Origin of the sequence: Streptomyces sp. NBC_01426 (assembly GCF_036231985.1) — a bacterium.
Lineage (GTDB): Bacteria > Actinomycetota > Actinomycetes > Streptomycetales > Streptomycetaceae > Streptomyces.
Genome location: NZ_CP109502.1, coordinates 555,219 through 574,262 on the forward strand (window position 1 = coordinate 555,219; position 19,044 = coordinate 574,262).

Consider the following 19,044-nt stretch of genomic DNA (forward strand, 5'->3'; position numbering starts at 1 on the left):
CCGCCCCGGGACGGCCGTCAAGGCCTGAGAAACCGCCGGCCGTCCCGGGCCCCTCACCCGCCAAAACAGGAGAGAGACCACCATCATGCACAACACCCGCCGCAAGAAGCAGCCCAGGACCTCAACGGCCCACCGACTGGGCATCGCCGCACGGATCCTTGAGTCTCTGGTCAAGACCAACCCACAGCTCGTCGACCGCGAGTTCGTCTGCACCTGCTGCGACGTCGCCTGGGAGGGCGATGAGGCCGACTGCTGGAACTGCGGCCTGCCCGCCACCTTCAGCTCTCACCGCCCCGGCTCCGCACTGGCACGCCTCCTCGCCACCCCCACGATCTCCCACACCCTTACCCGGACGGGAGCGGCGTCGTGACCGGGCTCATCTCCCTGAACTGGCTGATCGGCGACCAGGCCCTCAGCGACCACATCCGGGCCCGCGTCAACGAACTCGTCGACCAAGGCGTCGAGTACAAGCAGGCCTGCACCACCGTCACCGACGCCGCGGACGCAGGCGAGGCGTGGGCCGTCGCCGCCACCCGGCAGACCTGGATCCGCCGCCACGACGTCGACCCCGACGAGATGCCCCTCCGCAGCCTGTACGTCCTGGAACGCACCGACACCCACGTCGTCGTCGCGTACGTCGACCTCGACAAGGCAGCGGACGACTCGGACGCCGGCGACCGTTCCAACCTCCCGCCGGATAAGGCGGCCCACAACGACCACACCCAGGGCGTCGTCTACCCCTTCGACGCCCTGGACATGAGCTTCGAACTTGCGGCCTGGGAACCCCTTCGAGCACCTGCTGCCCCACCGCGCGCCGTCCCGGCCTCCGGCACCACGGGTGCGGAGGAGTGACCGCCCCCGAGCGCGCCCCGTGGCCGCGGCTGACCGGCAGCGAACCTTGCATGGCGCCCGGTGCCGACCCCGAGCACTGGACGGGCTCTCCGGCGCAGCGCCTGAAGGGGCAGGAGGAGTGCCTCGTGAACTGCCCGGAGTCCACCCGCCGGCAGTGCCTCGCCTGGGCCCTCGACCACCCGACCCACGCTGGACCCGGTATCTGGGCCGGCACCACCTACACCGACCGTCGCCGGCCGCGCGAGCTCCGCGCAGCGCCGCCACGCAGCTCGAGGACCTGGCTCCCGCCGGGCCGTCCGGGTCGCACCGGACGGCCCGCGGCCCCCTCTCACTGCACACCTCGCGCACCCCGGCCCGGTCGGCGGCGCGCCCACCCACCCGGAAGGAGAGCACCGATGAAGCTGCGCACCGACCTCGCCCCGCTCGCCGCCGCCGTCACCGACGCCGCCCGGGCCCCGCCCGCCCGGCCCCCGGTACCCGTCCTCGCCGCGATCCGGCTGGAGGCCACCGCCAGCGCCCTGAGCGTCGCCGCCTTCGACTACGAGACCAGCGCCAAGGCCACCGTGGACGCCGAGGTCACCACCCCCGGCACCGTCCTGGTCTCCGGCCGCCTCCTCGCCGACATCACCCGCACGATCAAGGGCAACGCCCCGGTAGACCTCGAACTCGACGGCGCCCGCCTGGTCCTGACCTCCGACCGCATCCGCTACACCCTGCACACACTCCCGCTGGGGGAGTACCCCACCCTGCCCCGCCCCGCCCCGGCCGCCGGGACCGTTTCCGGTCCGGCCCTCGCCGAAGCGGTCCACCAGGTCGCCACCGCCGCCGGACGTGACGATGCCCTGCCGATCTTGACCGGCATCCAAGCCGTGATCACGGACGACACGATCGGCCTTGCCGCCACCGACCGCTACCGCTTCGCGCTCCGCTCCATCGCCTGGAGCCGCGCCGCGCCCACCGGCACCACCGACACCGTCACGATTCCGGCCAAGTCCCTCGCCGAAGCCGCCAAGATCCTCGCCTCCGACGAGCAGATCCACCTCACCCTCCCCGCCGATCACGGCGTCCTCGGCCTGACCGGCCACTCGCGCACGCTCACCCTGCGCGCCATGGAAGGCCGACTGCCGGATCACAAGGCCCTGTGGCCCACCGACTTCACCGCAACCGCCGACTTCGACAGCGCCGACTTCGCCCATGCCGTCAAGCGCATGGCCCTCGTCGTCGAACGCGGCCACGCCGTCACCCTCCACCTCACCGACGGCGACATGGCCCTCAGCGCCGGCACCTCCGATGACGCCTCCGGCCGCGATCGGATCCCCGCCACCACCGATCTGCTCACCGGCGCCCCCGTCTCCATCGCCTTCAACCCCGGCTACCTCCTCGACGCCGTCGCCGCGCTGAACACGGACCGGGTTCGCCTGCGAATCGTCCACCCCGCCAAGCCGGCGCTGCTCGTACCCACCGACGAGGACGCCACGGCGCTGAGCTACCTGATCATGCCGATGCGCTAGGCGGCCCGCCCTCGGGGGCGGCCCCCAGTCGAGCCCGCCGCCCCGGCCCGCGGTGCCGACCGCCGCCCACGTTCAGACTCACCACCCCCACGCCAACGACGCAAGGAGAAACGTGTTCGAAGCCGGCGACGAGGTAGAGATCCTCGCCTGCGGGGACGACCCCCGGGTCACGGGCAAGAAGGGCAGGATCGTCGACGACGGACTGCCCGGCAAGCATCGGCCCCGTCCTGTGCCACACGCGCGAGCTACGCGCGACGGGCCGATGACGATGTTGGACATCGGCCGGCAGCGGATGCCCGCACGACTACCGGCATCACCCCCAAACTGCGCCGGCCTCCCGCCCATTTCCCGAGAACGAAGGACATGCCGATGAACCGCGAGCACCACCACCGCGACCTTCAGGCCGCCGGCCGCATCGCGGCCGCCGCCACCTCCGAGCAGCTGCTCAACCCGTCCGACACCTCCACCGACCGGCCCACGGTCGTCACCCTCTGCGGCTCCACCCGCTTCTGGAGCGAGCTCGCCGAGGCCAACTTCCGCGAGACGGCCGCCGGCCGCGTGGTCCTCGCTCCCGGCTGCGACATGAAGAAGGCGCACCCGCTGTGGGCCGAACCCGCGGCCGCCGAGGAGCTCAAGCTCGCACTGGACGCGCTACACCGCTGGAAGATCCGGGCCTGCGACCAAGTCCTGGTCGTCAACACCGGCGGATACATCGGCGACTCCACCCGCGCCGAGATCGCCTACGCCCACCAGCTCGGCCGGCCCGTCCGCTACACCGACCCGGTCGGCCACGCCGTCATCCTCCACCGGCCCGGCCTGGACCCCGTACGGATCGGTCCGTACGAACACGAGAGCCACGCCGAGGAGATCGCCGCCGGCCTGCGCGGGCAGCTGCACTCCACCGCGCACGTGGAGGGCACGGTCATCGCCACCGGCGCCTTCCGCCCCGACCTCGACCACCTCGAACCGCGGGTGCCCACCGACCCGTTCGCCCTGGCCGAAGCCATGGACAACGACCCCGACGGCGATGGCACCGGCCGCAACTTCCCCGACCTCTACGCCCGCCTGTGCGCCCAGGAGCCCGCCGAGCGCGCGAGCAACCTCTGGGGGAGGGCCGCCTCTGCGTACGACGACCTGCACGCCGACCCCGTCGACGAGTAGTCGACCCCTTTCCTGAACGCCAATCACGAGTTGGCCAAGTCTGAGTTGACATGCCAACTCAGACTTGGCATCATTGAGGGGTGGGCAAGGGCCCGCACCGACGACCGGAGGCGACGAATCATGGAGCAGATCCAGCAGTTATCGCAGGCCGCCCCCACCGAGGCGCGCCTGGCCCAGGCCCGCACCGAGGTGATTGCCGAGATGGGCAGGACCGACGCCAAAGCGTCCGCGCTCCTGACCGTCCTCGGCCTCCCCCTCGCCGTCCTGATCGCCACCGTCCCCGGTCACGACCTCCCCGTCGCCGCCACCATCGCCGCCGGGATCGGCGCGGCCGCCCTGGCCGCCGCGATGCTCCTGGTCCTACTGATCGTCCGCCCCCGCCTCGGCGGCGACGTCAGCGGCTCCTACCTCCACTGGGCGACCTGCACGCCCGAACAGGCCGCCGCCGACATCGCCACCGACCGCAGCGCCGAACTGATCGTGGTCCTGTCCCGGATCGCCGCTCGGAAGTTCCGCGCGCTCCGGCTCGCCATCGACATCACCGCCGCTGCCGTCGCCCTGCTGGTCCTCGCCGGGATCATCGCCCTCGCCGTCTGACCGACCGAAGGAGAGGGGCATGCTCGCCGAACTGATCCGCCGAGCCCTCGGCTGCCTGACCACGCCGATGAAGACCGCGCAGTTCGAGTGCCACAAGTGCGGGCTCTCAATGAAGATCACCGACTACCCCGACCGCATCGGACCCATCCTCGACACCGCCCTCACGCACGCCTGCGAGCCCGAGGCCAAGGCGCTCTGACCCCCGGGACGGGCGGCATCACCGGCTACCAACCAAGCCGCCCGCCCCGGGCCAGCCCAACCCGCTCTCAACCGGAGCAGGGGGCAGCTACATCGTCCCTCAACCGACACGGAGCCGATCACCATGACCCCCACCAAACCCGACACCCCCGAGGCCGGCGAGGTCAGCGCGGCCAAGGCCCGCCTCGACAAGGCCGCCACAGTGCGCAACCAGGCCATCGAAGCGGCCCACCGCGCCTACTGGGCCGCGGTCAAGGCCGAGATGGACGCCAAGACCCTCACGCAGAGGGCCGTGGCCGAACACCTCGACTTCAGCCGCGAGCACATCCGCAATCAGGTCAACCGCTACACCGCCGACCAGTAGGCCGGCGCCGAAGATCCCAGGGGCGGCCGCAGCATCGGCCAAGAGGTACGGCCGCCCCCAGGGCTCCCCGTCCAGAGCAGAACCGGACCGCAGGCTGGGCGTTCCTCACCGAGACCCTGACCGCCGCCGGGTTCCCCACGGGCACCTGGCCGACCGCGATGCTGCAGGTCCGCCACCACGACCTGCCCGACCCCGACCCGGCGCCGCCGGCCATCGCACCCGCGCCTCCGCCGGTGCCGAACACCTGGCGCGCCCTGTTGCGCCGAGACCTGGCCCGCCTCCTGGCCGCCCTCGGCCGGAACCGCTAGCTCCAACACCCCGAGCGCCCGGCGCCGCGAACCGCAGACGGCCGCCGCCCGGTCCCCAAGAACCGTCACGAGAAGAGGAGAGATCCATGATGAGCGAGTACACCCCCGTGGACATCACGCCGCCGGAGCTTCAGCCGTCGGCACTGGCACACCACGTGCCCAACTGGGCAGAGGCGGCGCCCACACCGACCGATGTGCACGACTGGGACCAGCGCCGGGCGACCGCGCTCGTCCCGTTCGAACTCGACGGGCGAGGCTGGCCGATGCACCCGCACGGTCGCACCGGCCGTACCGGCCGCAACCTCGGGAAGTGGGGCGAGAACCAGGCCGCGGACCCGATCGTCGTCGCGGGCAGCGGCGACCAGCGCCGGGTGCTGCTGATCACTCGGACCGACATCCACGTGGAGGCGATCCCCGGCGGCATGGTCGATCCCGGCGAGACCGCCCCGGCCGCCCTGGTCCGCGAACTGCGAGAGGAAACCGGCATCGATCTGGCCGACCACCACCCGATCGTCCTCGGCCGCGACGTCGTGGACGACTGGCGCAACAGCGACAACGCATGGGTCGCCTCCACCGGCGCGCTGTACCTTCTGCCCGCCACAGTGACCGCCGTCGCGGCCGATGACGCCCTCGACGCCAACTGGTGGCCGTTCGTCTCCCTCGACCAGCTCGACGCCGCGGTTATCGCCGCCGGCCGCACCCTCTACGCCGCGCACCGGCCGCTTCTGCAGCGCGCACTGGACCACCTCGCCAAGTAGGGAGTGTGCGCGGGTGCAGGTAAGACCGTTGCCGGCCGTGCGCGCCACCGCGTCCCTGCTGGCAGGCCCCGGCCGAGTCTGGCAGATCCTCCTGGCGCCCCCGACCTCATTGCCGGAGGTCGGGGGCGCTGGCGTTTCCACGACATAAAGGCCAAGTTCGAGTTGGCCAATTTCATGTTGATACGCCAACTTCTTGTTGGCATTCTTGGGGGGTCGGGCCGCCCTGACCCGGCACCCCACAGCTCAGCCCCGCCACCCACTCCGAGGAGTCGAAGTGACCAGCGAGACCCCGGCCCCGAAGCACCTCGCCACGATCACCGGCATCGAGACCCCGGCCCGCGCCAGCCTGACTGCCGACGGGGGAGACCTCGCAGACCTCGCCCCGGCCGCAGCCGCCGCGCTCCGCCTGCTCGCCGACGCCATCACCCGCGGCCACGCCAATCAGGGCGACATCGTCCAGGCCCTGAAGGACGCCGACGTCCACGAGGCCTTCGCCGACGTCCTGGTGGCCGCCTCCAGCGCCGTGATGGACGAGACCGAGGACCCCTACGACATCGACTACAGCCTCCCCGCCGACAGCCTCAGCGGCGCGGCCAGCCAGGTCCGCGACATCTTCCACTGGATCTGACCAACCCACCCCGCACGAGACCCGATCGACTCACCGCCCACCAGGAGAGGCCCGCCGTGAAGACCTGCGTCTTCTGCTCCATCGCCGCTGGCCAGGCCCCGGCCGCCATCTTCCGGGAATGGCCCGACGCCCTCGCCATCCGACCGCGCACCGGCGGGTGACCGACGGTCACGTCATGGTCCTGCCGCGCGTTCACGTCGCCGACGCAGGCGCCGACCCGGAGGTGACCGCCGCGGTGTATCGCCGCGCGGCCGAGCTGATGGCGGAGCTCCCCGCCGCCAACCTCATCACCTCGAAGGGAACCGAGGCGACCCAGTCCGTCTTCCACCTGCACGTCCACGTCGTGCCCCGCCAGGAGGGCGACAACCTGCCCCTGCCCTGGACCCCGCAGCACGCTGCCCGCGCCGCCGCGCAGAACGGAGCCTCCTCGTGAACAGCATCAATCTCGTCATGGCCCGCGAGCCCATCCGGGGTGGGCCCGTCCGTCTTCCTCGCCGGACCCACCCCAGGACAAGAGCGCACCCGTCCCGTCTTGGCGGCCCCAGGCCGCCGACGCCCTGGCCGCGCGGTGGACCGGTGCCCAGCCGCGTACCATCTTGGTCCCGAATTCCGGCGCGGCCAGCGCCGACCGCTACGAGACCCAAGTCGACTGTGGTCGACACGAGCGCTGCACGGTGCAGACGCCGAACGGCACCTGAGTGATCGTCGACCGGACCCGGCTCGAAGACAAGAGCCCCGGACGTCGCGTCCGGGGCTCTGCTGTGGCCAGCTGTTCACGGCCCTTCGAAGACGTCAGTCCGTCTCGACGTAGGCGACCAGGACCAGGGTGCCGAGGGCGGTCGGCACGTACACGATCCGGACGCCGTCCTCGCGGTATTCACGGATCGCGCCGTGCTTCGACAGCACGCCGATCTCGGGATTCCTGGAGACGGCCACCAGTACGGGGTCGAGCCGGAGGCGCTCGGCCTCCGTCATCTTCTCGACCTGGTCCTGCGCCACGTCGTAGAAGACGATGCGGGCGCGCTTGGGTGCGTGGCGTCCCATCAGGCGACGTGCGAGGTGGGAGCGGAGTCGTCGAGCGGGGGCTGCCCGAGGTTCTCGCGCAGGTCCTCCCAGGAGGTGACGGCGTCCAGATCGACGCCCTCGCCGGCCAGGCGCTCCAGGACGTAGGCGATCTGCGGGTCGCTGTCAGCCATCTCCCGCGCGTCGGCACGCAAGGCTTCCTGCTCGGCCGGGTCGAAGACGATCCGCATCGCGGCCTCCAAGTCGTAGATGCTGCAACGAGGCTAGCGCAGGAGGACGTGCCCGGAACCCGGAAGGCGAAGAGGACGCGGAGACCAGCCGGTGTGCGGGGGAGCCTTGCGGCCGGCGGAAAAGAAAGCGGCCGGCGCCCACTTCCGCCGAGGCGGGTGGCAAGGGCGCCGGCCAACCGAAAACACACTCCGCGGGAGACCCGAGAGATGTATCTCGCTTCCGAGTGTATCCGTACGCCGCGGCGGTGCGACCACTCCACTTGCCAACGGTGATGCAAGATAGGTAATGTTTTCTTGTTTGCGGGTGGTGGCAGCCCGCGGCACCGAACACACCCCAACACCCTGGAGGCCCTGTGTCTTTCTCCCTGACGTACCCCGCCGGCAGCCCGACGCAGACCGCGGGCGCCGCGCCTGCCTGGCCGGCGACCTCCGCGGCCGCCGTGGCCGAACTCGCCCGGCTCGCCCAGCTCCTGACCGAGGCCGGCGTCACCAACGTCCCCGCCACCGGCGTCCTTGCGATCCCCGGACTCGCCGCCGGCCCGGGCGACACCGCCGGCATCCGGGTGCGCACCACCGGTAACCCGCCGCATGCCGTGTACGTCATCGCCGGCGGCAGCATCACCCCGCACACCGGCGCCGACAGCGCCTTCGCCCGCCTCCACCCGCTCATCGAGGCGGCCGCCCGCCCCTGCGACGGATGCGGCGCAGAGGCCGGCGCGCCGTGCAACCCGCACTGCCTGCCCGACCCCACGAACGACTGACACCCCACCGGCGGGGCGCCACGAGCGCCCCGCCCCGCGATGAAGGAGAAGCACATGATCCGCGCCGGACGCCTGCAGCACGTCCAGACCATGTCCGACCTGGCCGATGCCCTCGGCAAGAAGCTCGTCACCGTCCGAAACCAGAAGCCGTACGCGGCCGAAGGCCACCCGGCGCCGATCAGCTCGCCCAGCGCCCGCAACCAGCTCTGGGACGCGGAGCAGACCAAGGCCTACTACGCCGGCGAACCCATCCCCGAGCTGCCCCAAGTCGACGACGACGAGGACCTCCTGGACCGCCACGAGGCCGCCGAACTGCTCAGCATCGCCCCCGTGACCTGGAACACCTACAAGAAGGACCCGGACCTGGCCGCCGGCGTCGTCCTCGTGCCCGCGGGCCCCAAGGGCACCGAGCACTGGCCCCGCCACCTGGTCCTCGCGTACAAGAACAAGCGCCCCGGCAAGGCCGCCGGCGGCGGCCGCCCCACGGGCAGCGGCGACATGATCCCCCGCGACGAGATCCTGCCGCGGATCGCCGAGCTCCTGGACGCCGACCCCGCCGTCAAGGGGGAGTACGTCGCCGAAACCCTCGGCATCACCTTCCGACCCACCGCACAGTCCGGCCTGGCCACCCTGCGCGGCCGGCGCATCGCCGACCTCGTCGAGAAGCAGCCAGGCCTGGACCTGAAGGACGCCGCCCGCCAGCTGGGCTACCCCGCAACCCAGGTCCAGGCCGACAGCATGGCCATCGCGGTCGCCGAACGGGAGCTGCGCGCACGCAAGGATCAGCCGTACCTGCAGCGGACCGCCGACTTCCTGGCCGCGGCCGGCATCGCCCAGGAAGTCCAGGTGGAGATGCGCCAGCCCGACGGAGAACACGTCGCCGCGGCCGTTCCGCTCGACACCGACCAGCCGGCCGCGGCCGTGGTGTGGGACTCCCGCTACGGATGGCGGACCGCCACCAGCCGCCGCCACCCCATCGGCAAGGCCACCGACACGCCGCCCGAGGGGGAGGGCATCCGCTACCTGGGCAGCGGGCTCCGCCCTGAGCCCGAAGAGCTCCTCGCCGCCCTGCGCGACGGACGCAAGGGCACCAAGCGCCCCCACCCCACGCCCTGAACCGCGCCCTCCGCCATCGAGACGCGAGCCCCGACCCCCGTACGCAATCCGGCCCAGGCCGTCAAACCCCACAGACAATGGAGGCACAGCGTGAGCACCGAGCAGTCCGACTCCGACGCGTACGGCCAGGAGCTGGCCCGCATCGGCCATCACCAAAGCGAGGCGACAGGGGCGCGGTTCACCGTGTTCAAGGCCCTCGCCGCCCTCGGCGTCACTCCCGAGCAGGCGGACGAGATCGTGTCGAAGCTGGAAGCCGGCGCCGTGGCGGGGGCCCACACCTGGATCTCCGAGAGCAGCGCCCCGCACGGGTCAGATCCGCAGTTCGAGGACGGATGGCACGCCGGGGTCCGCGACGTCGCCAGCCACCTGCTGCGCATCGCCGACACCACGGCCACCACCCAGCGCGGACTCGCCGCCTCCAGCGCCTTGCTGCTCGCGCACCCTCGGCGGCGGCCCCTCCACTCCGGAACCCCCGGCGCAGGAACCGGCGCCGCCGCTGGACACAGGGCAGGTGATGGCGGCGGCTCAGCGGTGCACGTGGGCCCTGGCTGACCCGGCCGACTTCCTCGGCCCCGAGGCATCGGACGAGATTCTGCCCGTGGCGCTCAGCGCCGTGCGCGAGGAGGAGCGAGCAGGGTATGCCGAGCGCCTGGAGACGTTCGCCGAACAGCACCGTGCACGCCTGGCGGAGCTACTGCGCTCATACGGGCCGGGCAGCAGGCCAGCCGAGTACGGCCGCTACATGCTGGCCGGTCAGCCCGAAAGCCTGATCATCTGTGAGCGAATGGAGACCGTGCCGTTCCTGCTGCGCGGCCGGTGGAAAAAGGGGTTGGAGATCGTTCTTCTGGATGACCTTGAGTTCGCGTGGGGGCCGCGTACCCGCTTGAACCGGTGAACCTCTTCGGCAGACGTCGACGGGCCCTTGCGGCGGCGGCGAGGGACTCATCCGGTGGCCGAAGCCGGCCCTGCCCCGAACGCTGGCACGTCCTCGGCGCCCACGTCCAGGCGCAGCCGCTTGAATCGGAGCGGGTGCCGGAACACGCCGCCCCGGTCCACAGCCCGGTCTGCGCTGATCTCCGCCACCGCCTCCGGGCGGACCAGGACCGCGTCCAGGAAATCGCGGGACCCCCACGCGGCGGCGAACCGCACCCCCGTCCACGGATGCCCGGGGCCGGCGGCGGTCAGGTGCTCCGCGACCTGACGGGCCTGCTCCGGGCGCAGCGCGACAGTTCGGCCTACCGCCCGGAGGCGGCCGGTGTCGTCGTAGCGTCCGAGGACCAGCAGCTGCGGGCGGGTCAGTGTGCCGGTGACCGCGCCGACGATCGCCTCTGTGGTGTCCCGTCTTCTGATCTTGGACCAATGCCGTTAGGTTAGTCTGTTCCTCCGTGGTGTATGGCGGGTCTTCAGGGGGTGTTTGTGGAGCCTGAGTTGCTGCAACTGGACCCGGCCACCCTCCTCGGCGGGGGTGAACAGCAGGGCGCGGTGCCCGTCGAACTTCTGCTCAAAAGCAAGATCACGCACCACAGTCGGCACCGACTCCGCAGCCTGCGCCAGCATGGGCTCAACCGGTGGTCTCAGCGTCACCCGCAGGTCTCCCTCGTCATCTCTCTTCCAGGGTCCGCCGGATCGGACCGGACCGGGCCGGTCCGGGCGTGGAGGGTCATCCATCCGAGGAGCCGACGGAGCCGTCCGGAGCACTGAACGACCTGCATATGGCACGGTGGCAGCCGTTCGGCGCTGGTGACCGATAAAGGCGACGAGCTCACCCCTCGAAATTGCGGTACACCGGCCCGAACAGCCCCGGCAGACCTCACGGTCTGCCGGGGCTTTCGCCTCCACGTGCGCGGTACGAGGCGCCCGTGATACACCGCTCGCCCCGGTGTCGTCCCTACTCTGAGCCCGTGGACCATCTGACAGACGAATCCGTGCGCGAGATTCTGCGGTCCCACCGGGACGGGGCGCGATCAGTCGGCTGTACGCGACCGGCGAGATCACCGAAACCACCTTCCCCACCCCCGGGATGCTCACCGTCGAGCTGGAAGACCAGGGCCGACACGAGAGCGCGGAACGGATCGGGGACGTAATCGCCTACGCGTGCAGGGTGGGCGAGCGCACACCCGTGAACGGCTGGACCAGCAAGGTGTGATCCCCGCCCGCCCCGTGGAGCTACTCCCCTTGGCCGCCATGGACCGGGACGGGCCTCGCCGCCCTCGGGACAGTGCCGCCGGGCGCCAGGCCCTCGGAGGCTCAGACGTCAAGCGAGACCCAGGGCGGAGTCCACCCGGCAGATCGCGCAGGCGCGCGCGATCGAGTCCCGCAGCGCCTCGACCGCCTGCGCGCGGGTGGCCGGGCGGGAGCGACCGGAGACCAGCGGGCAGTCACCGGTGTGGACGAGAACGGAGCGGCCGGCCGCGTCGATCCCGTACTCGATGACCCACTCCACCACCGGCGGCCGGTACCGGGCCGCGTCCGCGCGCACCCGCTCCTCAGCCTCCACCGCGGCGATCCGGACCCGGGTCTCGTCAAGGAGGACCGACAGGAGCGTCTCCACCGTCCGCAGGCGCTCCAGGTCCGGCGGGAGCCACGCGGGGCCGCCCGCCAGGTCCACGACTACGCCCCTTGAACCAGGTGGGCGCGCTTGAGTCCCATCCGCGCCTCGACGATGTCCTCGCGTGCCAGCGTCGCCCAGAACGGGTCGGTCAGCACCAGGCCGGTCAGCCGGCTCAGTCGACGCTCGAAGGCCGCCTTCCGTGCCCGTTGCTGCGGGGTGTAGCCGGGGCTGGCCTCGACGTCGCCGCGGTGGGAGTAGACGCCCTCCCGCGCCTGCCAGCCCTCCAGCGGGTCCGCCGACCACGGGAGTGTCGCGCAGAGTTCCTCGTGCTGGGAGCGGACGCGATGCAGCTGTGCTTGCAGCGCGACGAGACGAGGGGGGTAGTCGACGGTCATGGCTCAATCATACGCCTGTTCGATTTCGTGTTGTAATCAGGACATGGCCGAAACCTGGCTCTTCCCCGCCGATCTGATCCAGCTGAAACAGGAGAGCATCCGCACCTACAACGAGCTCTCCGCCACGCCGACCACCGAGCGGCGGGCCGAGCTCGACCAGTGGCTGTTCCATCTCTCCGTGCGCATCGGCGATCACCCGTACTGGCGGAAGCACCCCCGCACCCCCGCCGCACGCGTCGCGCTCCACCGCGCCGCCGTCGCAGCCCCTGGCGGTGAGCCCGCCGTCGAGAAGCGGGTCGTCGACGGCCGCCTCATCACCTTGCCCCCCGGTACCGGCACAGAATGGCAGTACCCCCCGGCCGGGAGGTGACCCGCCCTCGTGCCGCTCGGGCGAGCCGGTGAGGGCGACGTCAGTGGCAGTGCTCCGTAGCGCTGCGCGGTCGACGTCTCAGCCTGTCGGCCCTGATCGGGGTAACTCCTGGATCGGCTCCGGTTGGTGCGATGCGGCAACTTTGACGAAGTCGCTGCGGCCGGTCACGAGGGTCCAGGACCGCGACCTGGAGGGCGGGCCGTGGGGCAGCCTGTATCCGGGCCAGCCACGTGGGACCAGGCACCAAGATCGTCAGGTTCCCCGGCCATCTGATGAGGCCCTCGGGGGCCGGGCACACCACGCCGGCCAGGAGGGGGTCGCTCCATTCCCGCGGCCGGGTGTAGACGAGAAGACCGTTGCCATGAGAAGGGCTCTGGTCTCCGTAGACGACCGTCTTGCCCGAGGTGGAGCGGACCATCTGCGTGAAGACTCGCCACATCGCGGCATCGATGCCCGCGTGCTCGAAGAAGCCGGCCAGCCGTTGCAACTCGGCCAGCCGTTCCTGCTCCGCCTGAATGGACCGGGCCGCGGCATTGCGACGCCACTCCCTGAGGGCGGCGGCCCGGGCGTCGGCTTCCCGCCGTCGTTGCTCTTCCTGGCGCCGAGCCTTCTCCGCAGCGGCTGCTCGCGCGGAGGCTTCCGCACAGGCTTCCAGGCGGGCGCGGGCGACCGCCAGGTCCTGGTAGGCAGGGGCCGTCCACCACACCGTGCCGTTCGGCTCCGTGTGAACGTGCACCCGGCCCTCAAGAATCCACTTGAGGGCATCGCCGAGCGGGCAAGTGATGTGGACCCAAGCCGCCTTCGCTTTCAGCGTGCGCGGCGCCCAGACATAGCTGGCCATCCCGTGCCGCACCTGCCAGACCCGGTCACCCTCTGCCGGAAAGGGCACACGCAGCGTGGGCACGACCCGCTGCCAGGGCCGTTCCTGGGGCCCGACCCAGCACACCGCCACCCCGTCCGCGGCATACCGCTCGGTCCGCATCCGCGCCTCGTCCGGAGTCATGGGCGACAACTGCGCCTCCAGTGCCATGAACGCGTGGCCCTGCTCGTCGAAGACCATCACGTCGGCCCGCCAGTTGCCGGTCGCGCCGGCGACCTCAAGCTCGGCTCGCCAGCCCGCCGCCCTGGCGGCCATCGCCAGTTCGCGCTTCAGGCGATGATGCTCCGGCGACTCGTTCGCCAGCTCGCAGTTGTCCGGGCGCGCCTGGTGGTAGAAGTGCCGGGAGCGATGCTGGGAGATCCGGGCGAAGACCCGCCCTCGGCATTCCGGACAGGCCAGTTCCATCCCCGAAACGCGGTGGACGTCCCGCCATGAGCGACCACAGCCGAGATCGTCCAGTGAGGCGTCCAGCCGGCCCCAGTCCTGATGGACAGCGGTGTACCCCATCGACGCCCCCTCGTCCGTCCCGAGGTCAGCGTCCCCGCTTCGCGGGCAGCCTTGCGGCGATTCTCGGAGAACGGCGTGAACCGGACTATCCGCCTGGCGGAGGTGCACCGCCGCCCCTCGACATCGGCTGCGGGCTCCGCACCCACCAAGAGGGGCCCGCCGCAGCAGACCCCTCTTTCGTCCTCCCGTGGACGGCCGCACGGCGCTCGTGACGCCGCGGACCTAGACCGAGGGCAGGGGGAGGCGGAGACCTCCGGGTGAGTCGGGGGCCGGGACCTCCTCCCCATCGTCGCCGCCGTCGCCCCGGGAACAGATCGGGCACCACGGCAGGTGCCTGTTGTGGAAGCGGCTGAGGATGGTTTTGGGGATCGCCAGCAGGAAGAGGAAGGCCATGAGGTAGAGCGCGGCCTGCTCGAACAGGAGGTTGCTCGCCCCGGCCGTCGCCACGACGCAGAGCCACACCACAGGGGGCACGGTCAGCCGGTGATCGAGGAGGAGATAGCGACGGCCGGACTCGGCCCGCTCCATCCCCCGATTGAGGTCATAGCCGATGGTGCAGCGCGCGCACAGGGCCCCGGCGTGGTTCATCTCAGCCCACCCGGCACCCAGGGCGATCCAGCATGACAACCCACCGAATCGCCTCCCACGGCCCCGTGTGAGGGACGAGGACCAGATAGGGGACCAGGATCGCGCACGCCCCGATAAGCACCCAATGGGTGTAGTGGCCCGCCGTCTTGGAAGCGCGGTCGAGCGCGGAGAGAGCCCCGCTCCACCACGGACGGGCAAGAGCCTCGGCGTTCCGCCGGCGGAACTGCACGGCCGCGACCACCAGCACCAGGGCGATCAGAGTTGCGCTGATGCGTACGGTCCTCAGCGCGTCCAGGTCGGTGTACTGCCGGGTCCGTGGGGCGGGGGCGAGGAAGAGGAAGAGGACGGCGGCCATGAGCAAGGGGCCGACGAGATGCGCGCAGTACAGGGGGATCCGGTAGCGGATCTTCCTCAGTTCCGCGGCGGTCCGGTGGACACACAGGGGGCAGTCGGGCAGGTGGAAGGACAGGGCCAGCGCGGCCGCGGCGAGTACCAGGGTGAGAGCCGATACGCCGACCAGGGCCGCCCAGTGCAGGTCCTTGATCTGTAACAGGACGACCCATGGCGGGATGGTGAGAAGCAGGACCTTCATGGCGTGGTGTGCGACGAGTCGGGCAAGCCTGGTCACGGGGTCTCCTCCGTCGTGAAGTCCACCGTGAGTGTCATCCCGAGGCCGTCGGCCAGGCGGAGGAGCGTGGACAGGGTGGGGGTGCTCTGCGCCGACTCGAAGCGCGAGACGTGCGCCTGCTTCATGCCCGCCCGAGCGGCGAGCTCGCTTTGTGACAGGCCTGCCGCCCGCCGGAGTTCGAAGACCTGCGTGGCCAGGGCGTAGGCGAGATCTCGCTCCATGAGTGAGCGATCCCGCTCGGCGGTCGGGGTGACGCGGGTACGCGTGTCGTCCATACCGGTGACGGTATATATCCTTTGACGGTATGTCAAACAAGCTGATGGGGCCGGGAGTGGGAGAGACCGAACGCCGCAGCGGTCGACGCCGACGCGGTGACGTACCGGCCCGTGCCGCCGAAGACGGCCGACGGGGCGCATCAGGGCAGGCGATAAGGGGGTGACGGCCGTCGAACAAGAGTCCGAGGCGGCGGGGGATGGTAAGAAACTTACCAGTTGCGGTAAGTTTCTTACCGCGACGGGAGCGGTCCCGTCCCGGCGAAAAGGGGATCACCATGCCCGAACTCGATATCCGTCACGTCGGAGCCACCGAGCTCCATCAGCACTTCGACAGGGAGTTCACGGCCCAGGGCTGCTATGTCGAACTCGGCTTGAAGGACGGCATCCTGTTGGCCGACTATCACGCCGAGGTCGGCAGCCCGATGACGCCGTTCAGTGTTCACTATGGCTTCGACCGGCGATGGGCGATCCCGGCCCTGACCGGCGAGGCCGCCAACGCGTTGCTTCGAGACATCGCGCCTCTCGCCCAACGGATGCTCGACGACTGGGAAACCGATCTGGACGACAGGCAAGCCAACGTCATCGCCGTTCTGGGCGACGACGCCGCCGCGGCGGAACGGGAGATCGCGGACCTTATCGGCGAGCGGTACCCCGAGGACCTGCCGGCCGACATGAACCCGGACCTGATCCAGGAATGGGACCTCGACAGCGCGACCAACGGCGAGGAAGCCGACGCTTACGACATCACCGACGAGACCACCGACGAACGATTGGCGGAGATCGAGGCCGACATCCTTTCCAACCTGGCCATGTGCGGATCCATCGAGAACCCCAAGATCGTCTGCCACGGCCTGGACTCCTACCTGGAAGGACTGCGCGAGCAGAAGATTGCCGAGGCTCGCGAGAAGGTCGAGGACGAGCTGGAGGCCATCGCGGAAGCGGTCGCGAGCCGACCCGACACGGTCAAACGCGCTGCCCGACTCGGCCTGTCGGATCGCCGCATCGCCGAACTCCTGAACGTCAGCCACGTCACGGTCGGCAACATTCGCAAGAACTCCCCGAACTGACACCTCGCAGCATCCCCAGTAGACGGAGTGGCCGCCCGAGATGGCGGGTGTGCATCGCAGCGATAGTTGTCACCGGTGCCGTGACCGACCTGCGGCTCGGCGCTGGAATCTCAGCGGTACCTGTCACCAGATGCACGCGCTTGTTGTCACCAACGGCACTTTCGCAGCCGTGTGGCACCACGCCGACGAACGCACGAGTCGGTGACCTGGAGTGTCGTACGGGCGCCGCTCGTCGTTCACCGTTCGAGCTAGATGACACCGCGGCGGTGGCCTGACGTGCGGTTTCTGGCTGGTCGGATCGCTCTGCTTGACACCGGATGGTCATTCTTTGTTGACACCCACACCTGATCTCCAGTCCAGATGACACCGACATCGGCGAAGAGACGCAGCCGGCAGGTCAGTGGGGGTCCCCGTACCGCAGCGGACGGCGGGGTCCGTCAGTGAACTGGACAACGATGTGGACAACGGCGAGTAATGGAGCAGGCAGCCGAGTGGGACGTGATCAGTCCAACAGAGGCAGCGACGGACGCCGTTCCGCGGAGAGACCCGACCGCTCAGGCTCTGGCCACTCGGGAAAGTCGGCCAAGCTCCCGCCGTAGGCAAGCACGGTCTGCGAGGCGAGGTCGCAGCACGCTTGGATGAAGCCTTCAGCGCCCATCAGGCGCATCGAGTGCCTGCCCCCCTTCAGGGACCACAACGCGCCGGAGCGGTTCGACACCGTGTACGGGTCCCCGCCGTGGCTCAGGATGTCGCGGAGGGTCTTCATGTCGGCGAGGTACAGCTTCACCTGTTGGGTGCCGACGTAAGCCTTCCAGCGCGAGCGGTTCCCGGCGGCGTTGCCCAGAGCCCTCGTACGGACTCCCCAGTCGTCGGTGAAAAGCCGGACCGCGTGCTGCTGCCCAACGTGACGGAGCTTGTCTGGGTTGAGCGGAAGATGCCGCGTCCGGGACGGATCGAGGGCAAGGACTTCGTTGAAGAAGGCTTCGACAGCCGCGTAGGACAGCGTGAAGATCCCCCACCGCAGGGCGTACTGCTTCTTCGAGCCCCCGAGCGACTTGCCGTCCTTCCCGGTCAAACTGTCAATGTCGCGGTGAAGCCCCACCAGCAGGGAAGGATTCTGCAGTCCGGCGGATAAGGCGTTGGCGGCGTCGATGACAGCGGGAAGGCGAGGGTGCGGAGGCATACGCGTGATCGTAATGGCTGCACTGCGAACGTCGGCTAGTCGAGTGAGGACTGCCGACCTGGCTCAAAGAACGTCGCGTCTGCCTTGCGCTGGCGGACTCGATCTCGACAAGACCCTGATTGACCGATGACCAATCGTCCGCCCCACCCTCGCCCTCAGTGGCAATTGGCTCGGACAAGTGTCACCTAGCAAGAAATGTCGCACGTCGACCGACACGAGCGTCCGGGCGGTGACAGTTCGCGCTGCGAAGTGACAACTATCGCTGCGAGGCGCAGCGGGACCTCTTCATCCTGAACTTCACGGATGGACTTGATACTTACCCCTAGGGGTAAGTATGGTGTGGGTGTCGGAGGGGTCCAGCCCTCCGACACCCCGCCGGCGGCCAGCAAGGGCCGTCCGACGTCCATGGAGGGTACGCCGTGAGCATCCGAATCATCGACTGCACCAGCCCCACCGAGCTGTTCCGCCACTACGACGGCCAGTCCGAGGCGCAGCCCGCCTACATCGAACTCGACCTGCCGAACGGCGTCCTGCTCGCCGACTACAACGCCGAGATCGGCAACGGAGTCCCCTTCACCGTCTACCACGGTCAGGACCGCCGCTACACCATCCCCGTGCTGACGGGGGACGCCGCAAATCGCGTCATGAAGGAGATCGCCCCGCTCGCCGACCGGATCCTCGCGGACTGGGAGGAGGTCTGGGACGGAAACAACACGGTCGTCCGGCTCGGTGAGGACGCCCAGGCCGCCGAGGACGAGATCGAGACGAAGCTCGGCCTGGCCCACCCCTACGACCAGGTCTTCGAGGAGAACGACCTGATCGGGCAGTGGGACGTCGACGCCGCGCTGAACGGGCTGGAGGCCGAGGAGTACGGCATCACCGCCGACACCAGTGACGAGCGGCTGGACGAGATCGCGGCGGAGATCCTGGGGGACCTGGCCGACTGCGGCGGCAACACGGTGGTCGTCTGCGCCGGCCTGGAGGCCCACCTGCGCACGCTGCGGGACGACGCCGCCACCGACCAGGACGACGAGGACTGACCCTCCCTCCCTTGGACCCCGTCCTCACCGGCCCGGCCGCCCGCCCGGGCGGC

At 70.2% G+C, this 19,044-nt stretch carries 29 protein-coding genes and 1 pseudogene; 20 read left to right on the forward strand and 10 right to left on the reverse strand.

What is annotated here, in order from left to right:
• The first annotated feature begins 85 nt into the window (after positions 1 to 85).
• From OG906_RS41140 to OG906_RS41190, 12 genes and pseudogenes are all read left to right on the forward strand, one after another.
• Positions 86 to 370 carry a hypothetical protein gene (locus OG906_RS41140; RefSeq protein ID WP_266976204.1) on the forward strand — a complete coding sequence of 95 codons (285 nt, stop codon included), beginning with the start codon at positions 86 to 88 and terminating at the stop codon, positions 368 to 370.
• Positions 367 to 852 (forward strand): hypothetical protein, encoded by a 486-nt coding sequence (locus OG906_RS41145; protein ID WP_329449222.1) that lies wholly within the window; start codon positions 367 to 369, stop codon positions 850 to 852. The genes OG906_RS41140 and OG906_RS41145 overlap by 4 nt, the downstream gene beginning before the upstream one ends.
• A 50-nt stretch (positions 853 to 902) precedes the next feature.
• A pseudogene (locus OG906_RS43890) lies at positions 903 to 1,073 on the forward strand (WhiB family transcriptional regulator); the annotation flags it as partial.
• Between the two features lie 174 nt (positions 1,074 to 1,247).
• On the forward strand, positions 1,248 to 2,363 hold the full coding sequence (gene dnaN / locus OG906_RS41150; RefSeq protein WP_329449223.1) for a DNA polymerase III subunit beta: 1,116 nt from the start codon (positions 1,248 to 1,250) through the stop codon (positions 2,361 to 2,363).
• Positions 2,364 to 2,732: 369 nt separating this feature from the next.
• Positions 2,733 to 3,524 (forward strand): hypothetical protein, encoded by a 792-nt coding sequence (locus OG906_RS43895; RefSeq protein ID WP_371591630.1) that lies wholly within the window; start codon positions 2,733 to 2,735, stop codon positions 3,522 to 3,524.
• A 120-nt stretch (positions 3,525 to 3,644) separates the two neighbouring features.
• Positions 3,645 to 4,121 (forward strand): Pycsar system effector family protein, encoded by a 477-nt coding sequence (locus OG906_RS41160; protein WP_266976196.1) that lies wholly within the window; start codon positions 3,645 to 3,647, stop codon positions 4,119 to 4,121.
• A gap of 19 nt (positions 4,122 to 4,140) precedes the next feature.
• Complete coding sequence (locus OG906_RS41165) at positions 4,141 to 4,320, forward strand: hypothetical protein (RefSeq protein WP_329449092.1); 180 nt, start codon at positions 4,141 to 4,143, stop codon at positions 4,318 to 4,320.
• Positions 4,321 to 4,443: 123 nt separating this feature from the next.
• Positions 4,444 to 4,683, forward strand: coding sequence for a hypothetical protein (locus OG906_RS41170; protein WP_266976192.1), 240 nt, complete (start codon positions 4,444 to 4,446; stop codon positions 4,681 to 4,683).
• 158 nt (positions 4,684 to 4,841) lie between these two features.
• Positions 4,842 to 4,991 carry a hypothetical protein gene (locus OG906_RS41175; protein WP_266976190.1) on the forward strand — a complete coding sequence of 50 codons (150 nt, stop codon included), beginning with the start codon at positions 4,842 to 4,844 and terminating at the stop codon, positions 4,989 to 4,991.
• 86 nt (positions 4,992 to 5,077) lie between these two features.
• Positions 5,078 to 5,749, forward strand: coding sequence for an NUDIX domain-containing protein (locus tag OG906_RS41180; protein WP_329449091.1), 672 nt, complete (start codon positions 5,078 to 5,080; stop codon positions 5,747 to 5,749).
• 274 nt (positions 5,750 to 6,023) lie between these two features.
• Positions 6,024 to 6,377 (forward strand): hypothetical protein, encoded by a 354-nt coding sequence (locus tag OG906_RS41185; protein ID WP_266976186.1) that lies wholly within the window; start codon positions 6,024 to 6,026, stop codon positions 6,375 to 6,377.
• A gap of 175 nt (positions 6,378 to 6,552) precedes the next feature.
• Positions 6,553 to 6,810: an HIT family protein gene (locus tag OG906_RS41190; protein ID WP_329449224.1), complete on the forward strand. Its 258-nt coding sequence runs from the start codon at positions 6,553 to 6,555 to the stop codon at positions 6,808 to 6,810.
• Between the two features lie 359 nt (positions 6,811 to 7,169).
• On the opposite strand, the gene OG906_RS41195 is transcribed toward OG906_RS41190, so the two are convergent.
• Together OG906_RS41195 and OG906_RS41200 are read right to left on the reverse strand one after the other, a co-directional pair.
• Positions 7,170 to 7,421: a hypothetical protein gene (locus tag OG906_RS41195; RefSeq protein WP_266976182.1), complete on the reverse strand. Its 252-nt coding sequence runs from the start codon at positions 7,419 to 7,421 to the stop codon at positions 7,170 to 7,172.
• Positions 7,421 to 7,642, reverse strand: coding sequence for a hypothetical protein (locus tag OG906_RS41200; protein ID WP_329449090.1), 222 nt, complete (start codon positions 7,640 to 7,642; stop codon positions 7,421 to 7,423). Before OG906_RS41200 ends, OG906_RS41195 begins: the two co-directional genes overlap by 1 nt.
• Before the next feature lie 341 nt (positions 7,643 to 7,983).
• Here OG906_RS41200 and OG906_RS41205 point away from each other — a divergent pair, with 341 nt between their 5' ends.
• From OG906_RS41205 to OG906_RS41220, 4 genes are all read left to right on the forward strand, one after another.
• The gene (locus OG906_RS41205) at positions 7,984 to 8,391 is read left to right on the forward strand and encodes a hypothetical protein (protein ID WP_266976178.1); all 408 of its coding nucleotides are present in this window, start codon (positions 7,984 to 7,986) and stop codon (positions 8,389 to 8,391) included.
• 54 nt (positions 8,392 to 8,445) lie between these two features.
• Entirely contained in the window at positions 8,446 to 9,507 is a 1,062-nt protein-coding gene (locus tag OG906_RS41210; RefSeq protein WP_329449089.1) for a DUF6292 family protein, read from the forward strand.
• Between the two features lie 90 nt (positions 9,508 to 9,597).
• Positions 9,598 to 10,059: a hypothetical protein gene (locus OG906_RS41215; RefSeq protein ID WP_329449225.1), complete on the forward strand. Its 462-nt coding sequence runs from the start codon at positions 9,598 to 9,600 to the stop codon at positions 10,057 to 10,059.
• 46 nt (positions 10,060 to 10,105) lie between these two features.
• Positions 10,106 to 10,402, forward strand: a complete 297-nt coding sequence (locus OG906_RS41220) for a hypothetical protein (RefSeq protein ID WP_329449226.1) — start codon at positions 10,106 to 10,108, stop codon at positions 10,400 to 10,402.
• 47 nt (positions 10,403 to 10,449) lie between these two features.
• Here OG906_RS41220 and OG906_RS41225 read toward each other — a convergent pair whose 3' ends face one another.
• On the reverse strand, positions 10,450 to 10,857 hold the full coding sequence (locus OG906_RS41225) for an ATP dependent DNA ligase (protein ID WP_329449257.1): 408 nt from the start codon (positions 10,855 to 10,857) through the stop codon (positions 10,450 to 10,452).
• A 670-nt stretch (positions 10,858 to 11,527) separates the two neighbouring features.
• Here OG906_RS41225 and OG906_RS41230 point away from each other — a divergent pair.
• Positions 11,528 to 11,653, forward strand: a complete 126-nt coding sequence (locus OG906_RS41230; protein ID WP_266976172.1) for a hypothetical protein — start codon at positions 11,528 to 11,530, stop codon at positions 11,651 to 11,653.
• Between the two features lie 108 nt (positions 11,654 to 11,761).
• On the opposite strand, the gene OG906_RS41235 is transcribed toward OG906_RS41230, so the two are convergent.
• Together OG906_RS41235 and OG906_RS41240 are read right to left on the reverse strand one after the other, a co-directional pair.
• Positions 11,762 to 12,115, reverse strand: a complete 354-nt coding sequence (locus OG906_RS41235) for a DUF6233 domain-containing protein (RefSeq protein ID WP_329449227.1) — start codon at positions 12,113 to 12,115, stop codon at positions 11,762 to 11,764.
• Between the two features lie 2 nt (positions 12,116 to 12,117).
• Entirely contained in the window at positions 12,118 to 12,453 is a 336-nt protein-coding gene (locus OG906_RS41240) for a hypothetical protein (protein WP_329449087.1), read from the reverse strand.
• A gap of 43 nt (positions 12,454 to 12,496) precedes the next feature.
• Between OG906_RS41240 and OG906_RS41245 the strand changes: the two genes are divergently transcribed.
• Positions 12,497 to 12,823 (forward strand): hypothetical protein, encoded by a 327-nt coding sequence (locus OG906_RS41245; RefSeq protein WP_329449086.1) that lies wholly within the window; start codon positions 12,497 to 12,499, stop codon positions 12,821 to 12,823.
• A 40-nt stretch (positions 12,824 to 12,863) separates the two neighbouring features.
• On the opposite strand, the gene OG906_RS41250 is transcribed toward OG906_RS41245, so the two are convergent.
• From OG906_RS41250 to OG906_RS41265, 4 genes are all read right to left on the reverse strand, one after another.
• Positions 12,864 to 14,210: a competence protein CoiA gene (locus tag OG906_RS41250; protein WP_329449228.1), complete on the reverse strand. Its 1,347-nt coding sequence runs from the start codon at positions 14,208 to 14,210 to the stop codon at positions 12,864 to 12,866.
• A 222-nt stretch (positions 14,211 to 14,432) separates the two neighbouring features.
• Positions 14,433 to 14,798 carry a hypothetical protein gene (locus tag OG906_RS41255; protein ID WP_329449229.1) on the reverse strand — a complete coding sequence of 122 codons (366 nt, stop codon included), beginning with the start codon at positions 14,796 to 14,798 and terminating at the stop codon, positions 14,433 to 14,435.
• Position 14,799: 1 nt separating this feature from the next.
• Positions 14,800 to 15,426, reverse strand: coding sequence for a hypothetical protein (locus OG906_RS41260; RefSeq protein ID WP_329449230.1), 627 nt, complete (start codon positions 15,424 to 15,426; stop codon positions 14,800 to 14,802).
• Positions 15,423 to 15,701, reverse strand: coding sequence for a helix-turn-helix domain-containing protein (locus OG906_RS41265; protein WP_329449083.1), 279 nt, complete (start codon positions 15,699 to 15,701; stop codon positions 15,423 to 15,425). The genes OG906_RS41260 and OG906_RS41265 overlap by 4 nt, the downstream gene beginning before the upstream one ends.
• Positions 15,702 to 15,976: 275 nt before the next feature.
• Here OG906_RS41265 and OG906_RS41270 point away from each other — a divergent pair, with 275 nt between their 5' ends.
• Positions 15,977 to 16,768, forward strand: a complete 792-nt coding sequence (locus OG906_RS41270; RefSeq protein WP_329449082.1) for a hypothetical protein — start codon at positions 15,977 to 15,979, stop codon at positions 16,766 to 16,768.
• 502 nt (positions 16,769 to 17,270) lie between these two features.
• On the opposite strand, the gene OG906_RS41275 is transcribed toward OG906_RS41270, so the two are convergent.
• Positions 17,271 to 17,843 (reverse strand): hypothetical protein, encoded by a 573-nt coding sequence (locus OG906_RS41275; RefSeq protein ID WP_266976156.1) that lies wholly within the window; start codon positions 17,841 to 17,843, stop codon positions 17,271 to 17,273.
• A gap of 527 nt (positions 17,844 to 18,370) precedes the next feature.
• Here OG906_RS41275 and OG906_RS41280 point away from each other — a divergent pair.
• On the forward strand, positions 18,371 to 18,991 hold the full coding sequence (locus OG906_RS41280; protein ID WP_266976154.1) for a hypothetical protein: 621 nt from the start codon (positions 18,371 to 18,373) through the stop codon (positions 18,989 to 18,991).
• Positions 18,992 to 19,044 lie beyond the last annotated feature (53 nt).

Coding starts and splice junctions, on each gene's coding strand:
- OG906_RS41270 (WP_329449082.1), top strand. CDS start 15,977: ATGCCCGAACTCGATATCCGTCACGTCGGAGCCACCGAGCTCCATCAG.
- OG906_RS41180 (WP_329449091.1), top strand. CDS start 5,078: ATGATGAGCGAGTACACCCCCGTGGACATCACGCCGCCGGAGCTTCAG.
- OG906_RS41240 (WP_329449087.1), bottom strand. CDS start 12,453: ATGACCGTCGACTACCCCCCTCGTCTCGTCGCGCTGCAAGCACAGCTG.
- OG906_RS41255 (WP_329449229.1), bottom strand. CDS start 14,798: ATGAACCACGCCGGGGCCCTGTGCGCGCGCTGCACCATCGGCTATGAC.
- OG906_RS41245 (WP_329449086.1), top strand. CDS start 12,497: ATGGCCGAAACCTGGCTCTTCCCCGCCGATCTGATCCAGCTGAAACAG.
- OG906_RS41140 (WP_266976204.1), top strand. CDS start 86: ATGCACAACACCCGCCGCAAGAAGCAGCCCAGGACCTCAACGGCCCAC.
- OG906_RS41265 (WP_329449083.1), bottom strand. CDS start 15,701: ATGGACGACACGCGTACCCGCGTCACCCCGACCGCCGAGCGGGATCGC.
- OG906_RS41175 (WP_266976190.1), top strand. CDS start 4,842: ATGCTGCAGGTCCGCCACCACGACCTGCCCGACCCCGACCCGGCGCCG.
- OG906_RS41230 (WP_266976172.1), top strand. CDS start 11,528: ATGCTCACCGTCGAGCTGGAAGACCAGGGCCGACACGAGAGCGCGGAA.
- dnaN (WP_329449223.1), top strand. CDS start 1,248: ATGAAGCTGCGCACCGACCTCGCCCCGCTCGCCGCCGCCGTCACCGAC.
- OG906_RS41165 (WP_329449092.1), top strand. CDS start 4,141: ATGCTCGCCGAACTGATCCGCCGAGCCCTCGGCTGCCTGACCACGCCG.
- OG906_RS43895 (WP_371591630.1), top strand. CDS start 2,733: ATGAACCGCGAGCACCACCACCGCGACCTTCAGGCCGCCGGCCGCATC.
- OG906_RS41190 (WP_329449224.1), top strand. CDS start 6,553: ATGGTCCTGCCGCGCGTTCACGTCGCCGACGCAGGCGCCGACCCGGAG.
- OG906_RS41195 (WP_266976182.1), bottom strand. CDS start 7,421: ATGGGACGCCACGCACCCAAGCGCGCCCGCATCGTCTTCTACGACGTG.
- OG906_RS41250 (WP_329449228.1), bottom strand. CDS start 14,210: ATGGGGTACACCGCTGTCCATCAGGACTGGGGCCGGCTGGACGCCTCA.
- OG906_RS41170 (WP_266976192.1), top strand. CDS start 4,444: ATGACCCCCACCAAACCCGACACCCCCGAGGCCGGCGAGGTCAGCGCG.
- OG906_RS41210 (WP_329449089.1), top strand. CDS start 8,446: ATGATCCGCGCCGGACGCCTGCAGCACGTCCAGACCATGTCCGACCTG.
- OG906_RS41160 (WP_266976196.1), top strand. CDS start 3,645: ATGGAGCAGATCCAGCAGTTATCGCAGGCCGCCCCCACCGAGGCGCGC.